This is a genomic window from Paenibacillus solani (assembly GCF_001277345.1).
Taxonomy (GTDB): Bacteria; Bacillota; Bacilli; order Paenibacillales; family Paenibacillaceae; genus Paenibacillus_AQ; species Paenibacillus_AQ solani.
Map to the genome: position 1 here is coordinate 765,441 of NZ_LIUT01000001.1, position 26,066 is coordinate 791,506.

Annotated in this window: 19 protein-coding genes and 2 pseudogenes; 17 read left to right on the forward strand and 4 right to left on the reverse strand. The window is 48.9% G+C overall.

Features of this window, described 5'->3' with window-relative positions:
* Positions 1-16: 16 nt before the first annotated feature.
* Positions 17-1,810: a peptidoglycan D,D-transpeptidase FtsI family protein gene (locus tag AM231_RS03360; RefSeq protein WP_054401333.1), complete on the forward strand. Its 1,794-nt coding sequence runs from the start codon at positions 17-19 to the stop codon at positions 1,808-1,810.
* On the opposite strand, the gene AM231_RS03365 is transcribed toward AM231_RS03360, so the two are convergent.
* Positions 1,759-2,922, reverse strand: coding sequence for an AI-2E family transporter (locus tag AM231_RS03365; protein WP_054401334.1), 1,164 nt, complete (start codon positions 2,920-2,922; stop codon positions 1,759-1,761). The genes AM231_RS03360 and AM231_RS03365 overlap by 52 nt on opposite strands.
* Positions 2,923-3,064: 142 nt before the next feature.
* On the opposite strand from AM231_RS03365, the gene AM231_RS03370 reads away from it, so the two are divergent.
* A complete protein-coding gene (locus AM231_RS03370) occupies positions 3,065-4,444 on the forward strand; it encodes a polysaccharide deacetylase family protein (protein WP_054401335.1) in 1,380 nt (459 codons plus the stop codon).
* Positions 4,445-4,573: 129 nt separating this feature from the next.
* Here the strand turns inward: AM231_RS03370 and ilvD are convergent, their stop codons facing one another.
* Together ilvD and AM231_RS03380 are read right to left on the reverse strand one after the other, a co-directional pair.
* Positions 4,574-6,262, reverse strand: coding sequence for a dihydroxy-acid dehydratase (ilvD, locus tag AM231_RS03375; protein ID WP_053489249.1), 1,689 nt, complete (start codon positions 6,260-6,262; stop codon positions 4,574-4,576).
* A gap of 237 nt (positions 6,263-6,499) precedes the next feature.
* Positions 6,500-6,739: pseudogene (locus AM231_RS03380) on the reverse strand (KGG domain-containing protein); the annotation flags it as partial.
* A gap of 208 nt (positions 6,740-6,947) precedes the next feature.
* Between AM231_RS03380 and AM231_RS03385 the strand changes: the two are divergent.
* From AM231_RS03385 to mgrA, 3 genes are all read left to right on the forward strand, one after another.
* On the forward strand, positions 6,948-7,715 hold the full coding sequence (locus tag AM231_RS03385; RefSeq protein WP_054401336.1) for an HAD family hydrolase: 768 nt from the start codon (positions 6,948-6,950) through the stop codon (positions 7,713-7,715).
* Positions 7,716-7,751: 36 nt separating this feature from the next.
* Positions 7,752-8,504 (forward strand): NAD-dependent protein deacylase, encoded by a 753-nt coding sequence (locus AM231_RS03390; RefSeq protein WP_054401337.1) that lies wholly within the window; start codon positions 7,752-7,754, stop codon positions 8,502-8,504.
* A 122-nt stretch (positions 8,505-8,626) separates the two neighbouring features.
* Entirely contained in the window at positions 8,627-9,652 is a 1,026-nt protein-coding gene (gene mgrA, locus AM231_RS03395) for an L-glyceraldehyde 3-phosphate reductase (RefSeq protein WP_054403520.1), read from the forward strand.
* Positions 9,653-9,743: 91 nt separating this feature from the next.
* On the opposite strand, the gene AM231_RS03400 is transcribed toward mgrA, so the two are convergent.
* Positions 9,744-10,610: an AraC family transcriptional regulator gene (locus AM231_RS03400; protein ID WP_054401338.1), complete on the reverse strand. Its 867-nt coding sequence runs from the start codon at positions 10,608-10,610 to the stop codon at positions 9,744-9,746.
* Between the two features lie 169 nt (positions 10,611-10,779).
* Here AM231_RS03400 and AM231_RS03405 point away from each other — a divergent pair, with 169 nt between their 5' ends.
* From AM231_RS03405 to AM231_RS03460, 12 genes and pseudogenes are all read left to right on the forward strand, one after another.
* Positions 10,780-11,958, forward strand: coding sequence for a galactokinase (locus AM231_RS03405; protein ID WP_054401339.1), 1,179 nt, complete (start codon positions 10,780-10,782; stop codon positions 11,956-11,958).
* 1 nt (position 11,959) lies between these two features.
* Positions 11,960-12,949 carry a UDP-glucose 4-epimerase GalE gene (gene galE, locus AM231_RS03410; protein WP_054401340.1) on the forward strand — a complete coding sequence of 330 codons (990 nt, stop codon included), beginning with the start codon at positions 11,960-11,962 and terminating at the stop codon, positions 12,947-12,949.
* Positions 12,950-12,968: 19 nt separating this feature from the next.
* Positions 12,969-14,558: a UDP-glucose--hexose-1-phosphate uridylyltransferase gene (locus tag AM231_RS03415; protein ID WP_054401341.1), complete on the forward strand. Its 1,590-nt coding sequence runs from the start codon at positions 12,969-12,971 to the stop codon at positions 14,556-14,558.
* Positions 14,559-14,712: 154 nt separating this feature from the next.
* Entirely contained in the window at positions 14,713-15,876 is a 1,164-nt protein-coding gene (locus AM231_RS03420) for an iron-containing alcohol dehydrogenase (RefSeq protein WP_054401342.1), read from the forward strand.
* A 202-nt stretch (positions 15,877-16,078) separates the two neighbouring features.
* A complete protein-coding gene (locus AM231_RS03425; RefSeq protein ID WP_053489240.1) occupies positions 16,079-16,612 on the forward strand; it encodes an NfeD family membrane protein in 534 nt (177 codons plus the stop codon).
* A gap of 4 nt (positions 16,613-16,616) precedes the next feature.
* Positions 16,617-18,146: a flotillin family protein gene (locus AM231_RS03430; protein WP_053489239.1), complete on the forward strand. Its 1,530-nt coding sequence runs from the start codon at positions 16,617-16,619 to the stop codon at positions 18,144-18,146.
* A gap of 109 nt (positions 18,147-18,255) precedes the next feature.
* Positions 18,256-19,107 (forward strand): glucose PTS transporter transcription antiterminator GlcT, encoded by an 852-nt coding sequence (gene glcT, locus AM231_RS03435; protein WP_054401343.1) that lies wholly within the window; start codon positions 18,256-18,258, stop codon positions 19,105-19,107.
* A 306-nt stretch (positions 19,108-19,413) separates the two neighbouring features.
* Positions 19,414-20,301, forward strand: a pseudogene (locus AM231_RS03440) (PTS sugar transporter subunit IIAB); the annotation flags it as partial.
* 60 nt (positions 20,302-20,361) lie between these two features.
* The gene (locus AM231_RS03445; protein WP_054401344.1) at positions 20,362-20,637 is read left to right on the forward strand and encodes an HPr family phosphocarrier protein; all 276 of its coding nucleotides are present in this window, start codon (positions 20,362-20,364) and stop codon (positions 20,635-20,637) included.
* On the forward strand, positions 20,630-22,351 hold the full coding sequence (ptsP, locus tag AM231_RS03450) for a phosphoenolpyruvate--protein phosphotransferase (protein ID WP_054401345.1): 1,722 nt from the start codon (positions 20,630-20,632) through the stop codon (positions 22,349-22,351). Before AM231_RS03445 ends, ptsP begins: the two co-directional genes overlap by 8 nt.
* 328 nt (positions 22,352-22,679) lie before the next feature.
* Complete coding sequence (pulA, locus tag AM231_RS03455; RefSeq protein ID WP_242615061.1) at positions 22,680-25,037, forward strand: type I pullulanase; 2,358 nt, start codon at positions 22,680-22,682, stop codon at positions 25,035-25,037.
* 190 nt (positions 25,038-25,227) lie between these two features.
* Positions 25,228-25,857: a 50S ribosomal protein L25 gene (locus AM231_RS03460; protein ID WP_054401346.1), complete on the forward strand. Its 630-nt coding sequence runs from the start codon at positions 25,228-25,230 to the stop codon at positions 25,855-25,857.
* The last annotated feature ends 209 nt before the right edge of the window (positions 25,858-26,066 follow it).

Genomic DNA, 26,066 nt, shown 5'->3' on the forward strand with positions numbered 1-26,066 from the left:
ATAGGAGGACCCAAACATGAGGCTGATCCGCAACAGGCGAATTACATACGGATGGTTGATCTTAACGGTATTGATTGCCATTCTAACGCTTCGTTTAGCTTGGGTTCAGCTTGTGATGAAACATCAGCGGCTGCCCGGAAGCAGACATACGATGGTAGAAGCCTCGCTGATCCAGCGCGAGCGGGGCATCATACTGGACTCGGGTCGTGGGCATTTTACGGATCGGAATGGAAAGCCGCTCACAGGCAATTTGATCTGGGCAGCGGTATTGTTTCCGGTAAGTGAGAAAGAGCTGAACAACTCCCATCGCCAGTTAGCCGAGCTTGCGCGTATTTTGGGGACGAATGTGGATGATTTAATGCAGCGCTGGGGGAGAATAAAGGAGCCGATGCTGTGGCATGGTGAGAATTCACGCATCCCTCGATCCTTGAGTAAAGATCAAATCGAGAAGATTAAACAGCTTGACCTTCCCAAGTTGAAGGTTCTCCCTTATGAACAGCGGTATGGGGACCGCCTATCTGGAATGCAGTGGCTTGGTTTTGTATCAGGTCAGCGCAAGGAAAGCCTGTTTTTTCATCATCGTGCGGAGGTCACCGGGACCAGCGGCTTGGAGAAAACGATGGATGCGCTAATACGGGGAGAGGGACCCACGGTTGTCTATTTTCCGGTTGACAGCACCAACGAAGTGATTCAAGATATCAAGCCCGTGGTGCAGGCTCCTGACAACCCCTACTATCCGCTGCGTGTAACTACCACCATTGATATTGATATCCAAACCGGGATTGAGGAATTGACGGAGAGAGCAGGGATGAAAGAAGGAGCTGTTGTAGTACTGGATACCCGCAATGCAGACATTGTGGCAATGGTCTCCAGACCATTCTATAACCCGGAACATATCGTTCCGAGTGAAGGGCAGTGGGAAAGCCGGGGACTTAAAGCAGTAACGCCAGGCTCCATCTTCAAGCTGGTCACTGCCGCAGCCATTCTTGAGAATGGATTAAGCACTCCGGAGGAACACTTTCATTGTGATGGTCAATACGGTAAGTTCGGGTTATCGTGCTGGAAAAAGGGAGGACATGGAACGGTAAGTCTTCGTGAAGGCTTCGCGGAATCATGCAATGTCGTATTTGCAACGCTTGCGGAAAGATTATCTGCTGGGCAATTATCGAACACGGCTTCAGCGCTAGGTTTTGGGCAAACCGTAGGTTGGAGATCGCAGCAGTTTCTGGGCTTGCGATCATTCGCTCCATTGGATCATGAAGAGAAAGGGACAGTGTTCTCTGGCTCAGTGGATGCCTCAGATGCTGGTGTAAGAGTGCAGACAGGCATTGGTCAAAGAGATGCTGCCATATCCCCGCTGCAAGCTGCTAATGCCATTGTAACGCTGCTTCATGGCGGGGTAAAAACCAAACCCCGAATTATGAAGCAGGTTCGGTATGCCAACGGCCAATTGCTTCAGGATACGGACTCACTTGTAGAGTTTGCATCAGGAGGAAGTATTTCCCAGGAAACCTCCTCAATCCTGCTTGAGTGGATGGAACAGGTCGTTCAAGATGGAACAGGCAGTGCATCTTTAAAAAATCGCAAATGGTCGCTTGCAGGCAAATCAGGCACAGCACAAGTGCAAAACAAAGGCCGTGCCCGAAATAACCAATGGTTTATCGGATACGGCCCAGTCGAGAAGCCGCGCTATGCCGCAGCTGTCTTGGTGGAGAATCGGAGTCCTGACAGCAGTCATCAGGCAGCCGAAATATTTGGTCAGCTTTTTGATTTCTTGGCTTCTGTTGAAACTGACTCCGGTTCAGCGTAAGATTGCGACATATCCCAAGGGGAGACATCGAATTCTTCACTCGGCAGACGGATCCATTGTTTCAGATACCCTTGGGTAAGCAATTCTTTAATGAGAATTAACAGGATGGGAGCCAGGATCAAACCGGCGACTCCAAAAATCGAAAGTGAGATCATCATGAAAGACAGCATTAGAAAAGCGGAAGACACGCCAATCGAATTCCCTGTGATTTTGGGTTCAAGCAGCTGCCTTGAAATAACAACAACGGCCAGTAGAACAATTAAACCAACAGCCAGGCCAGTATTGCCTACGATAAACAAATAGGTAATCCACGGAATAAAAATGACGGGAACGCCCAGCAATGGCAAGATGTCAAAAACAGCACAGATCAGAGCTATGGATAAGGAATTCCCTGTCCCTAATATCAGGAGTCCTATGTATACAATGACAAAAGTGATACTGACGAGCTTCATCTGAGCTTTCAGATAAGAACCAATCGCCTTGAACACATTCTCCTTAAGAAAAACAAACGCTGTCTTGAGGGTTCTCGGCGTCTTATCTTTGGCAATTCTCCGCCAGCTGCCGATCTCGATACTCAGGAAGAAGGCAAGAATAATCGCCACACCGAAATTCGCAATGAACGAGGAGAACGAGCCCATAAAACCAATCCCATAATGAAAAAAGGATTCGGCTGCTCCCTGGGCAAATGCGGTAATATCCTGAAAGTAACCATTCATTCGTTCCGCCAGATCTGGTGGAAGTGCGTCAAGTTTCGTTTGCAGGAATAGGATGCCTTCGGAAAAATGCTTTTGAATCGTTTGGGTATAAGACGGCAAATTATCCTGCAAATTCATGAACTGTGAGACGATGAGTGCCCCTGCACCGAACAGGATGCCCAGAATGATGAGCAAGAAGAGCAGAACGGAGATGGCAGCGGCAAATGGCTTTGGAAGCCCTCTACGATGCAGGAATTTGGAGAAAGGCTCGATAATCAGGAAAACCAGGAAAGATAAAAACACCGGAGCCGCAATTTGGTACAGTTTACTGAATATGAGCATTACCAGGTAAACTGTAAGTATGATTAAACCTATATCGAAAGCGGTTCTCCAATATTTTTTATACAAGGGAAGCATAGGGGATATCGGCTCCTTTATATGTATTAATAGTTACCATTGTACACGATTTGAGAAAAAAAAGCCTATTTCTTTAAGGGCTATGCTAAAATAATAATAGTGTGTTCATGTGAAAAATAGAAATAAAAAGCGGGGAGTTAGCATGCAAACATTACTGCTATGGTTGTTTTACCTTTCATCTTTTTATGCATTTATTCCCGGTATCCTGACCCGGATATTTGGTTTCCGAGTATTTCGCAGGGGAACTGGCATAAACGAATTTGCTTTAACCTTTGATGATGGTCCTGATCCTGTATACACACCAAGATTGTTGGACCTTCTGAAACAGTACAATATGAAGGCGACATTTTTTCTGGTTGGCTCCCATGCCGAAAAGCATCCAGATATTGTGAAGCGAATCCATAGTGAAGGTCATTTGATTGGAATTCACAATTATATTCATAAGAGTAACTGGCTTATGAGACCAGTAACCGTCCGGAAGCAAGTGAAACTAACGGATGAAATTATTTATTCCATCACCGGTGAACGTTCCCATTATTACCGACCGCCTTGGGGAATCGTAAATTTATTTGATTTTGCCAAGAATACCGGATGTCGGATCATTCTGTGGTCTTCCATGTTTAATGATTGGCGAAGCAAAATCGGCGCCGATAAGCTGACTCAGCGAATGCTTGCTAAGTTGAATGGCGGAGAGGTTATGCTCCTTCATGACTGCGGCACAACGATGGGAGCGAACGCTGACGCACCTGAGCAAATGCTTATTGCATTGGAACGTGTTCTCAAAGTCGCAGAGGAGAAGGGGATGATGAGTATCCGAATCGATGATATGATGGCGAAGGACACCAAAGCGAAAGCGAAGAAGCTGTCACCACTCAAGCGAATGGTCGTCTCGCTCTGGCTTTTGTGGGAAAAAGGCTTTCATGCAGTATTTGGGCTCGAAACGGTTTCGCCTGCAGATCCGATGCTGCATTTCCGGAAACGAGCGTATACCGGTAAAACGTTGGTTATGGAAGATGGCAGCCGGCTAGAAAAGGGAGACCAAGTGCTGGAACTCCATTTTGATAATAAGAAATTGTTTGAGATCGGCAGCCGTTCCCGTTCGGAAATGCAGCTTGCCATCAAAATGATCCGTGCAGTACAGCAGGACCTACCAACGCTGGCCAATATGGTGCTCGATCGCCCCGAATTCCAGAACATTCAAGGCTTGTATGCAGTAACCATGATTTCACGAGGTCCCGAGCAATTTGGATTTCATGTCATGGATTTACCACGCGGATTGTTTGCTAGCTCGTCCAGACTGTATCTTAAACTTCTCCTTAGTGTCATTCATCCGAAAGGTCAGGCCCGTTTTAAGGAGGGGAGTCAGATTATGGAACCTAAAATGCTGCTAATGCCAGTGGATGTATTAATCGGACGTTATGCGGAGAAGAAAACTCAGGTCCAACCACCAAAAGAAGTGCCCCAGGAAGTCCAGGAAGAACATGTCGGTGATCTGGCCGTTGCCAGTGCATCACAAGGCTAACTCCTTAGAAGTGAATAGTAATGGCTATAATATATGGATTATATCTTAGGTAAGAGGAAGTTGGATAAATAAAAGGGTATCCCCACGGGCTTTGTAAACCTGTGGGGATACCCTTTTTCTTCTGCTCTATTAGATTTTCAATACGCCGCCTGAGCTGGCATTCGTAACAAGCTTGGAATAGCGGGCGAGGTAACCTGTCTTCACCTTCGGTTCGAACTCAACCCATTTGCTGCGGCGTACAGCCATTTCCTCTTCGGAAACGTCCAGCAATTGAATAGTCCGTTTATTCAGGTCCAGCTCGATGATATCTCCGTCTTCAACGAAGGCAATCGGTCCGCCTTCAGCAGCTTCCGGCGAGATATGGCCGATACTGATACCGCGGGAAGCGCCGGAGAAGCGTCCGTCCGTAATAAGACCAACTTTAGCCCCGAGACCCATACCTGCAATCTGTGAGGTTGGTGCCAGCATTTCAGGCATACCCGGTCCTCCCTTAGGTCCTTCATAACGAATGACTACCACATGGCCTTCCTTCACTTTACCATTGGCAATGCCGCTGAGTGCTTCGTCCTGCGAGTTGAAGCAAATGGCAGGGCCTTTATGATATCCGCCAACCGATGGATCAACGGCACCGACTTTGATGATGGAGCCTTCAGGAGCCAGGTTGCCGTATAGAACCGCGAGTCCTCCACGTTCGGAGTACGGCGAGTCAATCGGGTGAATGACATTCTGATCCTGGATTTCACAGCCCTCTACATTCTCAGCCAGTGTTTTGCCAGTTACGGTGATGCGGTCTCCGTGCAGGGCACCTGGCTTCTTGAGAAGCTCATGCAGAACGGCGCTCACACCGCCTGCCAAATGCACATCCTCGATAAAGTAATCCGAAGCTGGAGCCAGCTTGGAGATGTGAGGAACACGATCAGCGACTTCATTGATCCGTTCCAGTGGGTAATCAAGACCAGCTTCCTGAGCCAGAGCAAGCGTATGAAGAACCGTGTTCGTGGAGCCGCCCATAGCCATATCCAGTGCAAATGCGTTGTCGATCGCTTCAATGGTTACGATATCGCGCGGCTTAAGGTCCATCTTTACAAGTTCCATCAATTGTTTGGCAGATTGCTTAACGAATTCTTTGCGTTCTTCGGCGATGGCAAGAATGGTGCCGTTGCCTGGCAGAGCCAAACCGAGCGCCTCAGCGAGACAGTTCATGGAGTTCGCGGTGAACATGCCGGAACAGGAACCGCAGGTAGGACAACCGAATTGCTCCAACTCCAGGAGCTCGTCATCATTGATCTTGCCGACCTGGTGAGCGCCGACGCCTTCAAATACGGAAGTCAGGGACAATTTACGGCCTTTGCTGTCCACACCGGCTTTCATCGGGCCGCCGCTGACAAATACCGTCGGGATGTTAACGCGCAGGGCGCCCATCAGCATGCCTGGTGTAATCTTATCGCAGTTCGGGATGCAGACCATGCCGTCAAACCAGTGAGCGGATACAACGGTTTCCAGGGAATCCGCAATGATCTCGCGGCTTGGCAGCGAATAGCGCATGCCGATATGTCCCATAGCGATACCATCATCAACGCCAATGGTATTGAATTCGAATGGAACGCCGCCGGCTTCACGAATAGCTTCCTTTACGATTTTACCGAATTCCTGAAGATGCACATGGCCTGGAACGATATCGATGTAAGAGTTGCATACGGCGATGAAAGGTTTGCCGAAATCCTCTTCTTTAACGCCTGCTGCACGCAGAAGACTGCGGTGCGGCGCACGGTCGAAGCCTTTTTTGATCATGTCTGAACGCATTTTTTTGGTTGTCATGATGTCGATTTCCCCCCAGATCTATAATGAAATTGTTACGCTTTAGCGCTGTCTTCCGGCAAAGCAGCCGGGTACCTGTAATCAGCGAATAGGTTTTAAATGAGTCTATCACAAATAGGTAGGTTTTTCTACATGATATTAATAGGAAGCAATGGAATGTGGCTATTCATAAGGAGGAAAAAGAAGCCTGTTCCCAGCAGTTGGGAACAGGCTTTTTAATAAGTATTTATATTATTTCTTGCCGCCTTTGCGGCCAATTTCCTGATAGAATTCACGATTATGATTCCGTGAAGTGGCTTCGCCGCCTTTCTGGCCTATTTCTTGGTAGAATTCGCGACTATGGTTTTTGGACGTTGCTTTGCCGCCTTTTTTTCCAATTTCCTGATAAAATTCACGGCTATGTTTTTTTGCGGTTGCTTCGCCGCCGAGACGTCCTGCCTCTTCGCGGGTCATTTTACGATTTTTGTTCGTTGCCATCACAAATCACTCCTTTACCGTTGTATTTGCTATGCGTATAACTTACTTACCACCACGTTTTTGTCATGAATCAAAACAATCGACTAAAGATTGGCAAATTATGAATTGAGGATCAAATTGTTCCTTCAGGCATAATTTAGCTTAAATCAGTATTTATTTCATGGTTTAATAAGAGTATGATCAAGAATAGGTTTGGAGGTTTATTACATTGCCGTTTGTTCAAGTGAAGGGACGAGCCGTTCCTTGCAAGGGAATCTTGTTTGATAAAGATGGAACATTAGTTCATTTTATGGCCCTGTGGGGAGGATGGACAGACTATGTGCTCCGCTTCATGGAGCAGCGGCTGGAGATCATGGGAGCCAGCTTCACCGTACCTAAAGACAAGGTGCTGGGCACCCGTCATGATGCCAATGGGCGCGTGATCGGTTATGACATACGGGGGCCGCTTGCAATGGGTACAGTAGAGGAAACATACGGGCTGCTGGCTTGGCAATTGTACGCTGCAGGAATGCCTTGGAACGAGGCCATTTCCGAGGTCACTCAGATCACTAACCATGCCATGCAGGAAGTTCGTCAGCACAAACCCGCATTCCCGATGCCTGGACTGGAAAGTTTTTTGGAAAAATGCAGATTGGCTCCAGTGAAAATGGCCGTAGTCACATCGGATCAATCCTCGGGTGCCGTTGAACAATTGGAGTGGATGGGACTTCGTTCTTACTTCACAATTGTAGTAGGAAGGGATCAAGTTCGAGATGGAAAGCCGCATCCGGAGATGACCGAGAAGGCATGCCGTCTGCTTGGGATCAGGCCTGAGGACGCGATTGTCATCGGTGACAGTAATGGAGATATGCAAATGGCGAAGCAAGCAGGGGCTGCGCTCGCGATAGGTTTATGGTCAGGTGAAGGGGATCCTGAACATCTCGCGGATGCCGATGTCGTCATATCCGATTATAATGAAATAGACGTGCAAAGGTAGACGTATTATTTTAAGGGCTGTACGGAGGTGTAAAGAGTGGAGAACAGGGAAAAGATCGAACAGTTGGCAACATGGATTGAAGCAAGCGACTACATTGTTTTTTTCGGAGGGGCCGGTACCTCCACAGAGAGCGGAATACCTGACTTCCGTTCAGCGGCAGGGCTGTATCAAAGTGAGCACCAATCTCCATATCCGCCGGAGGTCATGCTCAGTCATACGTTCTTTATGGAACACCCGGAGGTTTTTTATGATTTTTACCGGAGTAAGATGCTGCATCCGAATGCACAGCCGAACGGCTGTCACCGGCTCTTGTCAAGACTTGCGCACGACGGGAAGCTGAAAGCCGTGATTACACAGAATATCGATGGTCTTCACCAGACGGCAGGCTGTTCCGATGTGATGGAGCTTCATGGCTCTGTGCACCGCAATTATTGTATGGAGTGTTCAAGGTTTTACAGCTTGCAGGATATTCTCGATATTCAGGAAATCGTCCCATGGTGCAAAGATTGCGGCGGGTTGATCCGGCCAGATATCGTGCTGTATGAAGAGGAATTGAATCATGATATTGTCATGCGTTCCATTCAGGAAATATCAACGGCAGATTTACTGATTATCGGTGGGACCTCCCTGACCGTACATCCCGCAGCCGGGTTGGTATCTTATTTTCAAGGAAGTAAGGTAGCTCTGCTTAATGCAGATCCGACCCCATATGATCACAAGGCCGGTCTCCTGATTGCGGATCGCATCGGGGAAGTCATGACTCAGGTAGATAAGCTGATCACCATATAAGATGTGGATGTGGTGTGTTGCTCATATAACACTGTAATCGTTTTCTTGTCTCCGGCCGCCGAAACAGGATAAGATGAAGTATAGAACAGGACCTACTTACAATAGAAGGGCAGGGATTGCAAGTGACCTATGTAGCTAGCGAAGACAGGTATGAGGGAATGAAGTATAACCGTGTGGGACGATCGGGCTTGAAACTTCCGGCGATCTCCTTAGGATTATGGCATAATTTCGGTGGTGTCGATGCATACGAAAACGGGCGAAATTTGATCACTCGCTCCTTCGATCTCGGAATTACCCACTTTGATCTGGCAAACAATTATGGGCCTCCTGCAGGCTCTGCCGAAGAAACGTTCGGTAAGGTTCTTTCCCGTGATTTACAGGATTACCGCGATGAGATGGTCATTTCATCCAAAGCGGGTTATTATATGTGGCCCGGACCTTACGGCGACTTTGGATCACGTAAATATATAGTGGCAAGTCTCGATCAGAGCCTGAAGCGGATGGGCCTGGATTATGTCGATATCTTTTATCATCACCGGATGGATCCAGAAACGCCTCTCGAGGAAACGATGGCAACCTTGGATCATCTAGTTCGTTCGGGTAAAGCGCTGTATGTTGGCGTCTCCAATTATTCGCCGGAGAAGACAAGGGAAGCAATATCTATTCTAAAAAGCCTGGGAACACCGCTGCTCATCCATCAACCGAACTACTCCATGCTGGACCGTTGGGTAGAAAACGGATTACTCGACGTATTGGAAGAGAACGGAGTTGGAAGCATTGCGTTTTCTCCGCTTGCTCAGGGCCTTTTGACCAACAAATATTTGAACGGCATACCTGGTGATTCACGTGCGGCAAGTGCCTCTGTATTCTTGAACGAGGGCAATATCACGCCTGAGGTGCTGCGAAAAATCAAAGCGCTCAATCAGGTGGCACAAGCTCGAAACCAGAGTCTCGCCCAATTGGCGCTCTCGTGGGTACTTCGCAATGGTAGAGTGACATCGGTTCTAATCGGGGCAAGTAAGGTAAGCCAAATCGAAGATAACGTTGCAGCCCTGAATAATATGGAGTTCTCCAAAGAAGAATTGGATCGTATTGAAGCGATTTTGAAAACGGAGAACGGGCCTTCTACAGGGATAGAGTCTTTATAAGACGATGATGTTTACGTTGATTATAAAAGAAATACAAGAGCGCCTCAGGATGGATAAACACCTGGCAAGCGCTCTTTTTTATGCGTGATCGTCAATCTGTTCGCAGGGGTGATGAGAGGGTCTCTTTGCGGTACTGCGACGGGGATCGGCCGACGAGCCGTTTGAATTGACGTGAGAAATAGAGAGAATCGGTGAGTCCGACGGAAGCGGAAACCTGCTCGATAGACAAATCGGGACGTTCACGCAGCAGCCGTTTGGACTGGTCGACTCTTAATTTAAGCAGATATGTGATCGGAGTCATGCCCGTTTCCTGCTTGAAGATTCGGGACAGGTATGCGCGGTTATAACCCAGACTGGTACACATCTGTTCAATCGAGACGGGATGAGCGTATTGGGAAGTCATGTAGTTGATCATCTGCTTCACTGTTCGCTGAACTTGAGGTTCCGCCAGTGTTAGTTGGGATGGTCGGTCACTTTGATTCATGATCTCGGCCCAAATTAAATGCAGATACCCAATTGAGGCTATGTGAGAGCTGTCCTCTCTGGATTGAAAATGGCTCTGTATTAAGGATACATACCGCGGAATGGGATTGTTCTCCACGAGGCGGAGAACAGGCTTCTCAGGCGTGAGCCCCATACGGTAGACTTCTTCATCAGCTTGCTTCCCATCAAAGGCGACCCAGCGGTAACGCCACGGCTGGGTCGCATCAGATACATAGCTGATGATCTGGCCTGGATGGATCAGGAAGCAATCGCCGGGCCCGAGCTGAAACTTATCAGTTTCGGTGCGAAATATGCCATATCCCGATTCAATCACATGCAGAAGATAATGATCGAATATCTTTGGCCCCAAGGCATGCTCGGGTGAGGTTTGACTCTCGCCTGCGAAGCGGACATGGAGCCAGCCGCCGCCTTGCTGTGCTGGGTTGGAAGCAACAGAATAGGTTGGTTTCATCATTCATTATCCTTTACAATCAGTTTGGGAAACGATGAGCATGGAATTTATTGTACTCCCAAAAGTCACATAAATCCATATGTAGCACACAAGATTTCATTATCAGTTAACGAGATTTTTATTATACTGAAGGCAGTAAAACTACCATATGTACAGGATGGAGTGATGGGCAGTGTCAACGCAACAGCTTATGGAACTATTCATGGAGAAGCATGGAGAGAGCCGTCACAAGGCACATATCTTTAACGCACCCGGACGCGTGAACCTGATCGGAGAGCATTTGGATTATAACGGAGGTTATGTGCTTCCCGCAGCATTGGAATTTGGTACAACCTTAATTATAAGAGCGCGTGACGATAACAAAGTGAGTTTTTCATCTACCAATATTCCTGATGAGCTAACGATCAGCCTGAAAGAGGACTATGGTTATAGAAGAGATCAATGGACGGATTATCCGGTTGGTGTCATCGTGGAGCTGAGTAAAATCGGTATTAATCTAAGCAGCGGTTACGACCTGCTCTACCACGGGGATATCCCGAACGGAGCGGGCCTCTCGTCCTCGGCATCCATCGAAGTTGTTACGGCTTACGGCTTCTTGAAGATGGAAGGCAAGGAGACGGATACAGTTGAGATTGCCAAGCTCTCGCAGCGGGTGGAGAACCTGTTCGTCGGCGTTAACTCCGGGATTATGGATCAATTTGCCGTAGCGAACGGTAAGCAGGATCATGCCATTCTGTTAATGTGCGACACGCTGGAGTATGAGCTGGTGCCTTTCCGGACCGGAGCTTACAAAATCGTGATTTCCAACACCAATAAACGGCGCGGACTCGTCGATTCCAAATACAATGAACGACGCAGCGAGTGTGACCGCGCTTTGGAGATTTTGCAGAAGGAGCTGTCGGCGCTGACATATCTTGCTCAACTGAACCCGGATCAATTTGTCACGCTGCAGGACAGCATCAAGGATGAAACGGTGAGAAAACGTGCTCAGCACGTCGTAGAGGAAAATCAGCGTGTGCATGATTCCGTGGAGGCCTTGAAGAACGGTGATTTGGAAGCTTTCGGACAATATATGAATCAGTCCCACGACTCTTTGCGTTATCTGTACGAAGTCACGGGCGATGAACTGGATGCGCTCGTGGAAGAAGCTCAGCGGATACCGGGCACGCTCGGTTCCAGAATGACGGGAGCCGGCTTTGGAGGCTGCACGGTATCCCTCGTTCATGAGGATGCGGTGGAACGATTCATCACGGAAGTGGGGCAGCAGTACCAAGCGAGAACGGGACTGAAAGCCGACTTCTACGTATGTGGTGTAGGTCAAGGTGTGCATGAAGTAAAGGAGGGGAAATAATATGGCTATTTTAGTGACAGGCGGTGCGGGTTATATCGGATCTCACACCGTGGCAGAGCTTTTGGAGCAAGGGGAAGAAGTTGTTGTGATTGACAGTCTGGAGACGGGGCACCGCGAGGCGCTGCTCGGCGGCAAGCTGTATGTTGGCGACCTTCGGGACAAAGCACTGCTAAAGCAGCTGTTCTCTGAAAACGATATTGATGCTGTTATCCATTTTGCCGCAAATTCTCTGGTCGGTGAGAGCATGAAGGATCCGGTGAAATATTACGATAACAACGTATATGGTACGCTGTGTCTGCTGGAAGCTATGAATGAAGCGGGTGTTCGCAAAGTCGTCTTTTCGTCAACGGCGGCAACCTACGGGGAGCCCGAAAAGGTGCCAATCGAGGAAACGGATCGGACCCAGCCGACGAATGTGTACGGGGAAACCAAGCTGATGATGGAGCGGATGATGTCCTGGTTCGATACTGTGCTTGGCGTGAAGTATGTATCCCTTCGTTATTTCAATGCAGCCGGATCACATGCCAGCGGAAAAATCGGCGAGGATCACCGGCCGGAGAGCCATCTCATACCGCTTGTGCTGCAAACCGCTTTGAAACAGCGCGACAGCATTTCAGTGTTTGGTGATGACTACTCAACGCCTGACGGTACGTGTGTCCGTGACTACATCCATGTCAGCGATCTGGCAAACGCTCATCTGCGCGCGGTTGAGTACCTCCGCCGCGGAGAGTCCAGTAATGTGTTTAACCTCGGCAACGGACTCGGGTTCTCGGTGAAGGAAGTGATTGAGACCTCGAAGCAGGTGACGGGTGCCGATATTCCGGTTGTCATGGAAGCTCGCCGTGCCGGTGACCCTGCGGTATTGGTGGCGTCATCGGACAAAGCGCGAACGGTTCTCGGATGGACACCATCCAGAACGACGCTTGAGGAGATTATCGAGAGCGCATGGAAATGGCACAGCAGCCGTCCGGACGGTTACGGTGACAATTAATCCAAGGGGGACGATGACCATGAATGCAGCAACATCAGGAACTCCCGAATCTAAGCAGGTTCTTCATGCGATTGAAATGCTGGTGCGTTTTGCACTTCATAAAGGCTTGATACAGGAAGCCGATGCCGATTACAGCCGCAATCTGCTGCTGGAGGATTTCGGATTCAGCGAACCGTACGGCGACGAAGTGAACGACCCGATACCGGATGGGCCTCAGGCCATGCTTGACGTGATGATCGACTATGGGGCAGCGCATGGAATGATCCCAGAGAATGCCGATACGTACCGAGATTTGTTGGACGCCAAGATCATGGGACGGCTCATGGCGAGACCTTCGGAAGTCATTGCTCAGTTCCGGACGGTCCAGCAGGAGCAGGGGATCATTGAGGCTACCCGGCAGTTTTACAATCTGTGCATCGACTCCAACTATATTCGCATGGATCGTGTAGCCAAAAACGAGTACTGGCAGCATGCCAGCGCATATGGCGATATTGAGATTACCATCAATCTATCCAAGCCCGAGAAGAGTCCGAAGGAAATCGCCATGGCTAAACTGCTGCCTCCGCCGATCTATCCGAAATGCCAGCTCTGCCGGGAGAACGTGGGTTATGCAGGCAGGGTCAATCATCCAGCGCGGCAAAACCTGCGCATTATTCCGCTGGAGCTGCACGGAGAACCATGGTTTTTCCAATACTCGCCATATGTTTACTATAACGAGCATTGCATCGTGTTCCATCATGATCACGTGCCGATGAAGCTGACTAAAGCGACGCTTGCCCGCCTATTGAGCTTTGTTGATGCGTATCCGCATTATTTTCTTGGATCGAATGCCGATCTCCCGATTGTGGGGGGCTCGATTCTTACGCATGATCATTTTCAAGGAGGGCGTCATACCTTCCCGATTCAGAAAGCGCCGAAGGTGGCCGGATTTACGCACAGGGATTATCCTGGTGTAACCGCAGCCATCGTGAAATGGCCGATGTCGGTGATCCGGTTATCCTCAAACGACCGAGATTCGCTGCTTGAATGCGCGAACGGCATTTACGAGGGCTGGAAAACCTACAGCGACCCTTCGGTTGACATTGAGGCCTTTAGCGAAGTGGACGTTGAACGGGTCCGCCATAATACGGTGACTCCGATTGCCCGCCGTACTGACGAGGGTATCTATGAGATGGATCTGGTTCTGCGGAACAATCGCACGAACGAGCAGCATCCGGAAGGGATCTTTCATCCTCATCGGGAGATGTTCCACATCAAGAAGGAGAACATCGGCTTGATCGAAGTGATGGGACTGGCGATCCTGCCGGGCAGGCTCAAGGAAGAACTCGATCAAATCGCCGATATTCTGGCGGGGAACGAGGAGCTGTACGCAAGCAGCAAGGCAGCGGACCATCCGCTAGCAATCCATGGGGACTGGATCGAGGAGCTGCGGGGACGGGGAGCAGTCGTGCCGGATAAAGCCGGAGCGATCGAGCTGATTCGCCAGGAAGTCGGCCATAAATTCACGACGATTTTGGAACATGCCGGGGTGTACAAACAGACTGCAGCAGGACAACAGGCATTCCAGCGATTCCTGACCCATATGGGCTACATCGCAGACGATATATAATGGGTTACGGTTAAACATACCTATTCATAATCCAGACAGCCGATCTTTCTCCGGAAGGACGGCTGTTTGTTTTGCATAATGGGAATGGTATAGAATGAAAAAGCACGCACAATTGAATATAGATGCGAACAAGAAACGATGGAGGTAATGTGACATGAGACCTTTTGTCTTTCATAATCCGACTCAGTTGATTTTTGGCAAGGGCAAACTGAGCGCTTTAAGCAGTGAAGTCGCCAAATACGGCCGGAATGTTTTGCTGGTGTACGGCGGTGGCAGCATTAAGCGAAGCGGGCTGTACGATCAGGTTATTGCATTGCTGAAAGAAGCCAATGCGGTGGTAACAGAGCTTGCCGGGGTGGAACCGAACCCGCGCCTGTCGACGGTCCATAAAGGCGTGGCATTATGCCGCGAGCATAACATTGATCTTATTTTGGCTGTTGGGGGCGGAAGTGTAATTGACTGCTCCAAGGCCATAGCCGTTGGTGCCAAATATGACGGAGATATGTGGGATTTCGTAGAGCGCAAAGCCGTTCCGCAAGCGGGTCTCCCGCTTGGAACCGTGCTTACGATGGCTGCAACAGGTTCCGAGATGAACGGCGGGTCCGTCATCACGAACGAAGTTACCCAAGAGAAAATGGGCTGGGGAAGCCCTCACGCATATCCTGCATTTTCGATTCTGGACCCCGTCCATACATTCTCCCTTCCGCGGGATCAGACGGTGTACGGTATCGTGGATATTATGTCTCACGTATTGGAGCACTATTTCCACCAAGATACCAACACACCTGTACAGGACGGCTTCTGTGAAACAATTCTTCGCACTGTTATTGATACGGCACCGAAGCTGGTTGAGGATCTGGAGAATTATGAACTCCGCGAGACGGTCATGTACTGCGGAACAATGGCACTGAACGGCATGATCAACATGGGGATGGCAGGAGACTGGGGAACCCATAATATTGAGCATGCGGTATCTGCCGTCTACGATATTCCGCATGGCGGCGGACTGGCGATTCTGTTCCCGAATTGGATGAAATATAATCTGAAGTCGGATCCACAGCGTTTCAAATCGCTTGCCGTGAACGTATTCGGAATTGACCCTGCAGGAAAAAGCGATGAAGCCATCGGATTGGAAGGAATCGATGCCCTTCATCGCTTCTGGACTTCCATCGGTGCGCCGAGCACTCTGGGAGATTACAATATCGATGATAGTCAGATCGAAGCTATGGCTGATAAAGCGATGCGATTTGGTCCTTTTGGCAACTTCCGTAAGCTGCAGCGTGATGACGTTGTGGAGATTTATAAAATGTCGTTATAAGGGTTGTCCTGTCGTGTTAAGACAAGGTGTAGCCATGATTTTAAGCCTACCGGTTGATACCGTGCAGGCTTTTTTAATGCGGTGCCGAATATAGATTATGAAGAGATTTTCATAAGTTTGAGGCAAATAATTGAAACTTTAGCAAACATTTTGCCGTATTACTTGTTATACACAGTAAGGAATTCCAGAGGAGGCAATCAACATGGAAGCGTTATATTGGGGCTGTCTGATCGGAGGCGTGATCTTTGCCATCGTAACCGTGGTGCTTGGAGACATTCTTAGCTCTGCACTTGATGGATTGCTGGATTTTTTGTCAGTGGATTTTCTCAATCCGGTCGTGATCGCCGGAGGAATCACCGTCTTTGGCGGAGCCGGAATCATGCTGACGAAATACACGGAATTGACGACAGGTGCCCATGTAACGCTTTCTGTGTTAGCAGCTATCGTCATTTCGATTCTCGTCTACTTCGGATATGTTAAACCGATGGAGAACAGCGAGAATTCGACGGGCTTCTCCATTAAGGAGCTGGCGGGCAGGATCGGTGTCGTCACCGTACCGCTTCCTGCAGAAGGATATGGTGAAGTGATGGTCAAGATTGGTGCAGGCAATACTATGCATATCGCGTCAAGCTTTGATCACCAGAATCTTCCCGCAGGTGTCCGCGTGGTGGTTGTCGATGTGGTTGAAGGTGTCCTGAGAGTGTCCGAACTGGAAGAACGAATAGGAGAGGGTTGATTCAATGCCAGAGTACTTAGTAATTCCGTCGATTGTTGTAGGTGTCATTGTCGTGTTGGGACTTGCGTTCTGGGCCCGTTACAAAACGGTGAGTCCGGATGAAGCAATGATCGTAACCGGTTCTTTTTTGGGAAGCAAAAACTTATCGGAGGATGAATCCGGCCGGAAAATCAAAATCGTTCGCGGCGGTGGTGCTTTTATTCTTCCCGTATTTCAGCGTTCCGAATTCGTATCACTCTTATCTCATAAACTGGATGTTATGACCCCAGAAGTGTACACAGAGCAAGGTGTGCCGGTTATGGCAGACGGGGTAGCCATCATTAAAGTGGGAAGCTCGATCGAAGACGTGGCCACTGCAGCCGAGCAATTTATGGGCAAACCGATTGAAGCTCTGAAGGGTGAAGCACAGGAGGTGCTGGAAGGCCATCTGCGCGCCATTCTCGGTTCCATGACGGTAGAAGAGGTATATCGAAACCGCGATAAGTTCGCGCAGGAAGTTCAAGGTGTCGCCGCTAGAGATCTGAAGAAGATGGGTCTGCAGATCGTTTCCTTTACCATCAAGGATGTTCGCGATAAGCACGGATATTTGGAAGCGCTCGGTAAACCGCGGATCGCTACGGTCAAGCGGGATGCAGAGATTGCTGAAGCGGAAGCAGTGCGCGATGCGCGGATTCAGAAAGCACGTGCCGAAGAAGAAGGACAGAAGGCCGAGGTTATACGGGATACCAATATCGCGGAAGCCGAGAAGGAGCGCGAGCTGAAGGTCGCGTCCTTTAAGAAAGAACAGGATACGGCAAAGGCCGAAGCGGACCAAGCCTACCATATCCAGGAAGCCCGAGCCAGACAAACGGCGGTTGAGGAGCAGATGAAGGTTGAGCTGGTTCGTAAGGAACGCGAAATCGACCTGCAGGAAAAAGAAATCATGATTCGAGAGAAGCAGTACGACGCCGACGTGAAGAAGAAGGCCGAAGCGGATCGTTATTCTGTGGAGCAGGCGGCCGAAGCGGATAAGGCCCGCAAGATGCGCGAAGCCGATGCTCTGCAGTACTCGATCGAAACCCAGGCCAAAGCGTCTGCCGAACAGAAACGTCTGGATGGTCTGGCGGTTGCGGATGCCGAGCGTGCGAAAGGTACGGCCGAGGCAGAAGTTATCCGCCTGCGTGGTATTGCTGAAGCCGATGCCAAGGAGAAACTTGCCGAGGCGTTCCAGAAGTTTGGAGAAGCTGCGGTGCTTGATATCATTGTGAAAATGCTGCCTGAGCTTGCGGGCAAGATTGCTCAGCCGATTTCGTCCATCGAGAAGCTGACTGTCGTTGATACAGGCAAAGGTGAAGGGGCAGCTCGCGTGAGCAATTATGTGACAGAGCTGATGTCGACTGCGCCTGAAATGCTGAAGAGTGTGTCCGGGATTGATGTGGAGGAGCTCATTAAAGGTCTGACGACCAAAAAATCAGCCCCAGCCCAACAACCGGTGGCTGTTGAGCAGGAGCTGGTAAGGGTACCCGTAGAAGCTAGCGCCGCCAAGGAAGAGTAGATACCAGCAGCAGCGGGAGAGGTGCGATTCATACGATGGTTTTTGCCGTGCTCCCATATTTCTGATAAGATATCCGAGTATACGTGTATGAATCAAAAGAGGTGCGAATGTGAGCAGCTTACAAGTGGCTAAAGTGTTGAACAATAATGTAATCATAGCGAATCATCCTCTACACGGCGAGGTTGTTGTTATCGGAAAGGGCATCGGCTTTAACCGCAAGACCAAGGATCGCATCCCCGATTCGGCTGCCGAGAAAATGTTCATTTTGACGAAACCGGAGGAGCAGGAGCAATATAAACAGTTGGTCCCTCACATCGATGAGAAGCTGATTGAAGCAATGAATGATATCATTCTAAATGCCGTCAAATCCAGCGATGCTCCTCTAAACGAGCATATCCACATAGCATTGACCGATCATATTGCATTTGCGATTAAGCGTCATGCGCAGGGACTCTATATTCATAATCCTTTTTTATATGAAACCCGTGAGATGTATCCTGAAGCGTATGAGATGGCAGAGTATGCTGTGGATACGATTCGAGAGAAGCTGGGGGTTGACCTGGGTGAGGAAGAAATCGGGTTCATCGCCCTTCATTTTCATAGTGCGCTCACGAACCAACACATTTCGGAGGTTCGCAAGCATTCCGAGCTGATCGCGGATCTGGTACATACCGTCGAACAGCAGTTGGATTTCACCATACCCAGGGACACGCTGGATTACTCTCGCTTGCTGACACATCTTCGGTTTGCCATAGAGCGGGTTAGGCGAGGTGAAGCGGTAACTGAGATAAGTTCCCTTGATGGTCTGCTGAAACGGGAATATCCTGAGATTTATTCTTTGGCATGGAAGTTGACGAAGATCATGGAGCAGCGGTTGAAGAAGCCCGTATATCCCGCGGAGGCCGGTTATTTGACCATTCACTTGGAGCGGCTGGTCCAGCGCAAAGAGCAAAACGATTAAATGTGAAGATTTTATTAAGCCCCTTATATGTGGTTGCATCGCTAAATGAACGATGTTACAATACGATCAGTAATGAATCATACAACAGCAAATGAAACGTGTAACTGATTCGATCAGGCATGAGTATTGCAGGAATTTGTGGTTGCCATTACCCAATTTTGGGTAATCTAATCCAAGAGATTAGCCAACCATTTTCCCCAGTTACTCATGCCTTTTTTATTTGTCTGTTGTGTGATAATCAGCATTCAGCTTGTATCAACGACGAGTCAGAGGGTGAGGCCATTCATGTTTAAAGGGCATTTCGGCATATTGCAAAGAGTCGAGAAAGCTTTGATGGGCCGGGAAGAAGCATGCTTATCTGAGACCGAATCAGGCTTTCAGGCTGCATCAGTTCGCGACCTTAAAAATGATCTGCCGTCCAACATTCTGGCTGCACTTGGCGGCCAGCCTAACATTGCGCATCTGGATGCATGCATCACCCGCCTGCGGGTTGAGGTAAAAGACAAGGGTCACGTCGATAAGGGAAGGCTTAAACAGCTCGGCGCATCAGGGGTCCTAGAGGTGGGGAATAACATCCAGGCAATTTTCGGCACCCGCTCGGATACCATCAAATCGCAGATCCAGGACATTATGTCAGGTATCACGCCGACTTCTCCCCCTCAGGCTGCCGCACCCGAAGCTATGCCAACTGCTCAAGAAGAGCAGCAGGCTGGACAGAACGGGGAAACGCTGATCATGGAAGAGATCGTATCACCGGTCGACGGAGAGCTAATGGATATATCCCGTGTTCCTGATCCCGTGTTTGCCGAACGAATGACAGGAGACGGATTTGCGGTCCTGCCACATAACGGTAAGATTGTTTCTCCTGTAAACGGCACTGTATTCAATGTGTTCCCAAGCAAGCATGCCGTCGGTATCATGTCCGACGGTGGCAAGGAAGTGCTTGTGCACATCGGTGTCAATACGGTTAAGCTGAAGGGGCAGGGATTTGATGTTCTTGTGCAGGAAGGGGATCTGGTCACGACGGGCCAACCGATTATGCAGGTGGACTTGTCATACGTGAAGGAGAACGCAAAATCAATAATTTCTCCTGTGATCTTCTCGAACTTGCCGGAAGGAGCTTCGGTGAAGCTGAACAAGACCGGTGAAGTAAAAAGCGGTGAACAAGGCATCATAACCATATTGAAACCTTAATCTTTAGCGTTATTTCTAGGAATTAAAAAAATTATAATATACGAAAGTAGGATGATGAACATGCAACAAACATTCAGAATTATTGACGAAGATGGAATCCACGCACGCCCGGCAACAGCATTGGTAAATACAGCTAATAAGTTTCAAGACACCAATTCTTTCGCTGAAGCCAACGGCAAAAAAGTAACACTCAAATCGATTCTGGGCGTTCTGTCTCTTGGACTGGAACAAGGCGATACTCTTACACTGATCACAGAAGGCGGCAATGAAAGCGACGCGTTAACAGCACTGCAAGAAGTGATGGTGAACGAAGGGTTAGGCGAGATTCATGAATAATCTGAAGGGAATTGCAGCATCCGCGGGTATCGCGATCGCTCGGGTCTTTACGCTGGTGCATCCCGATTATTCTGTAACTGAGAAAAAAGTGACGGATACCGAAGCAGAAGTGATGAAGCTGGATGGAGCCCTGGCTCAATCTCAGACTGAGCTGGAAGCAATCAAAGCGCGCACGCTTCAGGAACTTGGTGAGAAGAAGGCTGAGATTTTCGAATCTCACCTTCTCATCCTGAACGATCCTGAGTTGATCGAACCGGTCAAAGCCAAAATTATTTCCGATAAGGTAAATGCCGAGTATGCTCTTAATGAAACAGCAACTCAATTCATTCAAATGTTCGAGAACATGAAGAGTGCATACTTGCAGGAGCGGGCTGCCGATATGCGTGATGTAACCAAGCGCATTCTTAAGCATTTGCTGGGCTTGAATTATGTTAGCCCTTCAGAGATCAGCGAAGAAGTAATCGTGGTTGCTGAGGATTTGACTCCTTCGGATACGGCACAGTTAAACCGCAACTATGTTAAGGGATTTACAACAAATATTGGCGGGCGCACCTCGCATTCAGCCATCATGGCCCGTTCCCTTGAAATACCTGCTGTGGTTGGGACGAAAAACGTACTCTCTACAGTCCAAAACGGAGATTTGATCATCGTTGACGGATTGGAAGGGGACGTCATCATTAATCCCACGGAAGCGATTATTGAACAATATCGTGCCAAGCAGGACGCGTACGCTAAACAGGTCGAAGAGTGGAAGAAACTACGCTCTGAGCCAACAGTATCCAAGGACGGAGTCCATGTGGAACTGGCCGCCAACATTGGTACACCGAATGATGTAGCTGGTGTCCTGGAGAATGGTGGGGAAGCCGTTGGACTGTATCGTACCGAATTTCTGTACATGGGCAGAGACAAACTTCCTTCAGAAGAAATCCAATACGTCGCGTATAAATCGGTATTGGAGAAAATGGAAGGCAAGCCAGTAGTAGTCCGTACGCTTGATATTGGAGGAGATAAGGAGCTTCCTTATCTGGATCTGCCGAAGGAAATGAATCCGTTTCTCGGATTCCGCGCCGTGAGACTATGTCTGGACCGCCAAGATATTTTCAGAACACAGCTGCGCGCATTGCTTCGCGCAAGTGCTCACGGCAATCTGCGCATTATGTTTCCAATGATCGCCACACTCAGTGAGTTCAGGGAAGCCAAGGGGCTCCTTGAGGAAGAGAAGGCGAAGTTAATAAGCGAAGGTATACCAGTCTCTGAAGAAATTCAACTTGGGATTATGGTGGAAATTCCGTCTACCGCTGTATTGGCAGATCAATTCGCTAAAGAGGTTGATTTCTTCAGCATTGGAACCAATGACCTGATTCAGTACACGATGGCTGCTGACCGCATGAATGAGCGGGTGGCTTATCTGTACCAACCTTACAATCCGGCTATTCTTCGTTTGGTCAAAATGGTCATTGACGCTGCTCATCGTGAAGGACGCTGGGTTGGCATGTGTGGTGAAATGGCCGGTGATTCAACAGCGATTCCAATTTTGCTCGGATTAGGACTGGATGAGTTCAGCATGAGCGCGACCTCTATTCTTCCGGCTCGCAGCCAGATCAATAAGCTGTCCCGCAGTGACATGCAGGCACTTGCAGCCAAAGCGCTGGAGATGGGATCGGCAGAGGAAGTTGTGGCTTTGGTTGAATCAATAGAGACTGCAGCCGAGTAATCTGAACACCATTTGAACCATCTTTAGAATATGTGAAATAGCACCCATGTTGGAGATTTTATCAATCCTTTTCCATGATGGTTATAACACTAAAAACATCTGTCCCTATGGGGCAGATGTTTTTTTGTTAAAAGAAAGACACCCAGCATATTTGCTAGTATAATAGCCTAAATAAATAATAAATTTGCTTGTAACCCAGACCAAATAAGGGCTTTTAGCATACTATGATATATGAAAGCGTTCTAAATACATGTGCTAGAGGTCTGTCTTATGATTCAGGCGCCCATACTAGGAAGTAAATCTACTATAAGTGACGGTGATGATGAGTATGGACATGATCAAGAGCTGCACAAGCATCAGGCTGGGAGCAATCTACCGAAAAGAAGGAACGACCTTTCAGGTATGGGCTCCAGAAGCGTTGAGTTTGAAACTGGCTTTGTATGAATGTGCAGGAGAGTATAATGAGCAGGGATTTGTGACCGATCATGAGGGGGGTACCCTGTATTCAATGGATCGGAATGATGAGGGAGTATGGTCGGTTGTAGTTAACGGAGACCTCCACGGCACCTATTATATGTACAGAATCGAGTCAACGAACGGAGTTGTTAGTTACGCCGTAGACCCCTATGCAACAGCTGTGTCCGCCAATGGCTGCCGCGGGGCGGTCGTTGATTTGGCAAAGAGCAATCCCCCGGGCTGGGAGCAAGATATGAGACCCAAGCTCCTGAAGCCCACGGATTCAGTGCTTTATGAGCTCCACGTGCGCGATTTTTCAATTCATAGCGATTCGGGAATGAAATATAGAGGGAAATACAAGGCGTTTACAGAGAGTGGCTTGCGGGATTCCGAAGGGAATGCCATCGGGCTGGATCATCTTGTAGAATTGGGCGTAACCCATGTGCATTTGCTGCCGATTTTTGATTTTCGAACGGTTAATGAACTGGATGGATATGAAACCGGCTCCCTGAACCGTGAATATAACTGGGGGTACGATCCGCAAAATTATAATGTACCTGAAGGTTCATATTCTACAGATCCTATGGATCCTATCGTGCGTATCCGTGAACTCAAGGAGATGATTCTGGCCCTTCATGCACGAGGAATCCGTGTCGTGATGGATGTGGTATACAATCACACGTACACGGTTGACGACGGTCCGTTTGAACGATTGGCGCCGGGATATTTTTATCGTAAGGATGTTAACGGAAATTTGTCGAACGGCTCGGGCGTAGGTAACGAGCTGGCTACGGAGAAGCCGATGGTGCGTAAGTACATCAAGGATTCTCTAAGATACTGGGCTGAGGAATATCATATCGACGGGTTTCGGTTTGATCTGATGGCTCTAATCGATAGAACAACGATGAAAGAAATCGTAAGCGAGCTGCGGAGAGAAGTGGATAGCTCTTTGCTGTTTTACGGGGAACCTTGGACGGGAGGCATGAGCCCACTGGTCGACCAGACCGTCAAAGAAAGCCAGAAAGGTCAAGGCTTTGCTGTATTTAATGATCATTTTCGCCATGCGATCAAGGGGGATAATGATGGACGCGGAAGAGGCTTTGCTACTGGGGAGCCATGGTACGAAGCCGCCATTGTTGAAGGGATCATGGGATCGATTCATGATTTTGCACTTGATGCAAGCGAGACGGTGAATTATGTCACGGTGCACGATAATTTGAATCTGTGGGACAAAATATTAGTGGCCTGCGGTATGGATGGTCAGGCTGGGTTGCTCAGCCTGTTGGATGGGAAGCTGGTGAGTGGCAGCGATGTATGGCAGGCTGTTGCGGCCTCCAAACCATATGCCGGTATTCCTGAAAGTAAAGTGATGTCAGCTGAACCCATACGGCGCAGCTTGTTAGCTAACGGCATTGTGCTGCTCGCCCAGGGAATTCCGCTGCTGCATGCCGGGGATGAGCTGCTTCGCACGAAATATGGCGATCATAACAGCTACCGCAGCGGAGATGCCATCAATGCTATTCGCTGGTCGAATAAGCAGCGCTTCCGCTCTATATTCGACTATTACAAAGGTCTTATTGCTCTTCGTAAAGCTCATCCGGCTTTTCGGATGACAAACAGAGAAGAGATCGAAGCTAATATGGAAGTACTACGCAGCAGCGATCGGATGGTTGCCTATCGTTTAACGAATGATGCAACACAAGACGATTGGGGCCATATCGTGGTTATCTTTAATGGGAATGAACATGAAATGGTACTTGATTTGCCGCCTACACCATACCGCTATAACATTGTAGTGGATGATTGCCGAGCGGGTACGGAAACGATTAGGGTACTGGATCAAGGGGCTGTAACGGTTCCAGGTCTGTCGATTATGGTGCTGCGGGAGGATCCTACTCATATGAAGGAGGAGCTTACTAAGATTGTGATCGATTATGAGAGACAAGATCAAGCTTATGATGGATGGAACGTATGGGTGTGGGGAACGGGGGTACAGGATGGCAGCGTACCGTTCTCCCTGACTGACAGCGGCACAGGCCGAGCAGTCTTCTACGCTGCTTCTGGAACGAAGCGGGTTGGCTGCATTGTCAGGCTGAATGATTGGGAAGATCGGGAAGGCGAGCATGATTGGTATATCGATATTTCTCCAGATGAAAGAGAAGTTCGATGTTCCTTGAAAAGCGTCTCTGACCATGAGTTCCCTAAAGAGCAGCGGGATGTAGCAAGTTGAATAGGATGTAAAAAAATGAGGAGCCTTCCTTTCAATGCTGAAAGGGGGCTCCAATTTATTATATTCAAAGGGGTTACTATGTATTACCCTCAGCCCTTATTTATAAAACATCTGGCCCCAAAGATTAATTAGCAGGTAAATAGGGTAATAATGAGATAGACTTTGTTTGCGATAAAGGAGGATGTCACTCATGTCAAAAGGAAACACAGTTCAACTCCAAGCAAATGTACGCGATGAATTTACCCGCGGTTCTCGCCGCGAACTCCGCGAAAATGGCGGGATTCCAGGTGTTGTGTATGGCGGGGGTGAGGAAAGCATCCCAGTCGCTGTAGATTTTAAGGATACCGCCAAGCTGTTTCATACGGGGCGTTCGGAGGTTTTCCAGCTAGACATTCCCGGCTCAGGTAAAGTGCCGGTGTTGATCAAGGATATTCAGAAAAGACGTGGACATGTGTCCCATATAGACTTCTTGCGCATCTCCATGAGCAAGCCGGTTCGTGTCACTATTCCTATCGATTATCAGGGAACCGCTGCTGGTACCAAATCCGGAGGCATCCTGCAAACCCAAGTGACTGAGATCGAGGTAGAGGGCTTGCCGGGCGACCTTCCTTCCGTTCTGGAAGCGGATGTATCCGCTCTGGAGATTGGCGACAAGCTTACGGTTGCAGATATTAAAGTACCAGAGGGAATTACGCTGCATGCTTCAGAAGAAGAGATTCTAGCAACTATTATGGTGCCTCGTGCAGTCGAGGCGGCAGAGGCAGAGGATGGATCCGAAGCCGGAGAAGACAAGACGGAAGAGACAGCGGAAGAATCCTGATCCTCCTGTTGAAAAGGCGTTTGCTGTACTGGTTAATTCAGTACAGCAAACGCCTTTTCTAGGTGCGCCCGGCATGGGCGATAACTTGGCGGTGAAAGTCCGCTACAGGCTTGGCAGTAGGAACTGTTAGCTAAAGGCAAGGGTGTCGGTCGTGAGGCCGAATCTGAAGGAAGCCGGAGGCAAACCCTCGGTCTGACGAACAGAAATCA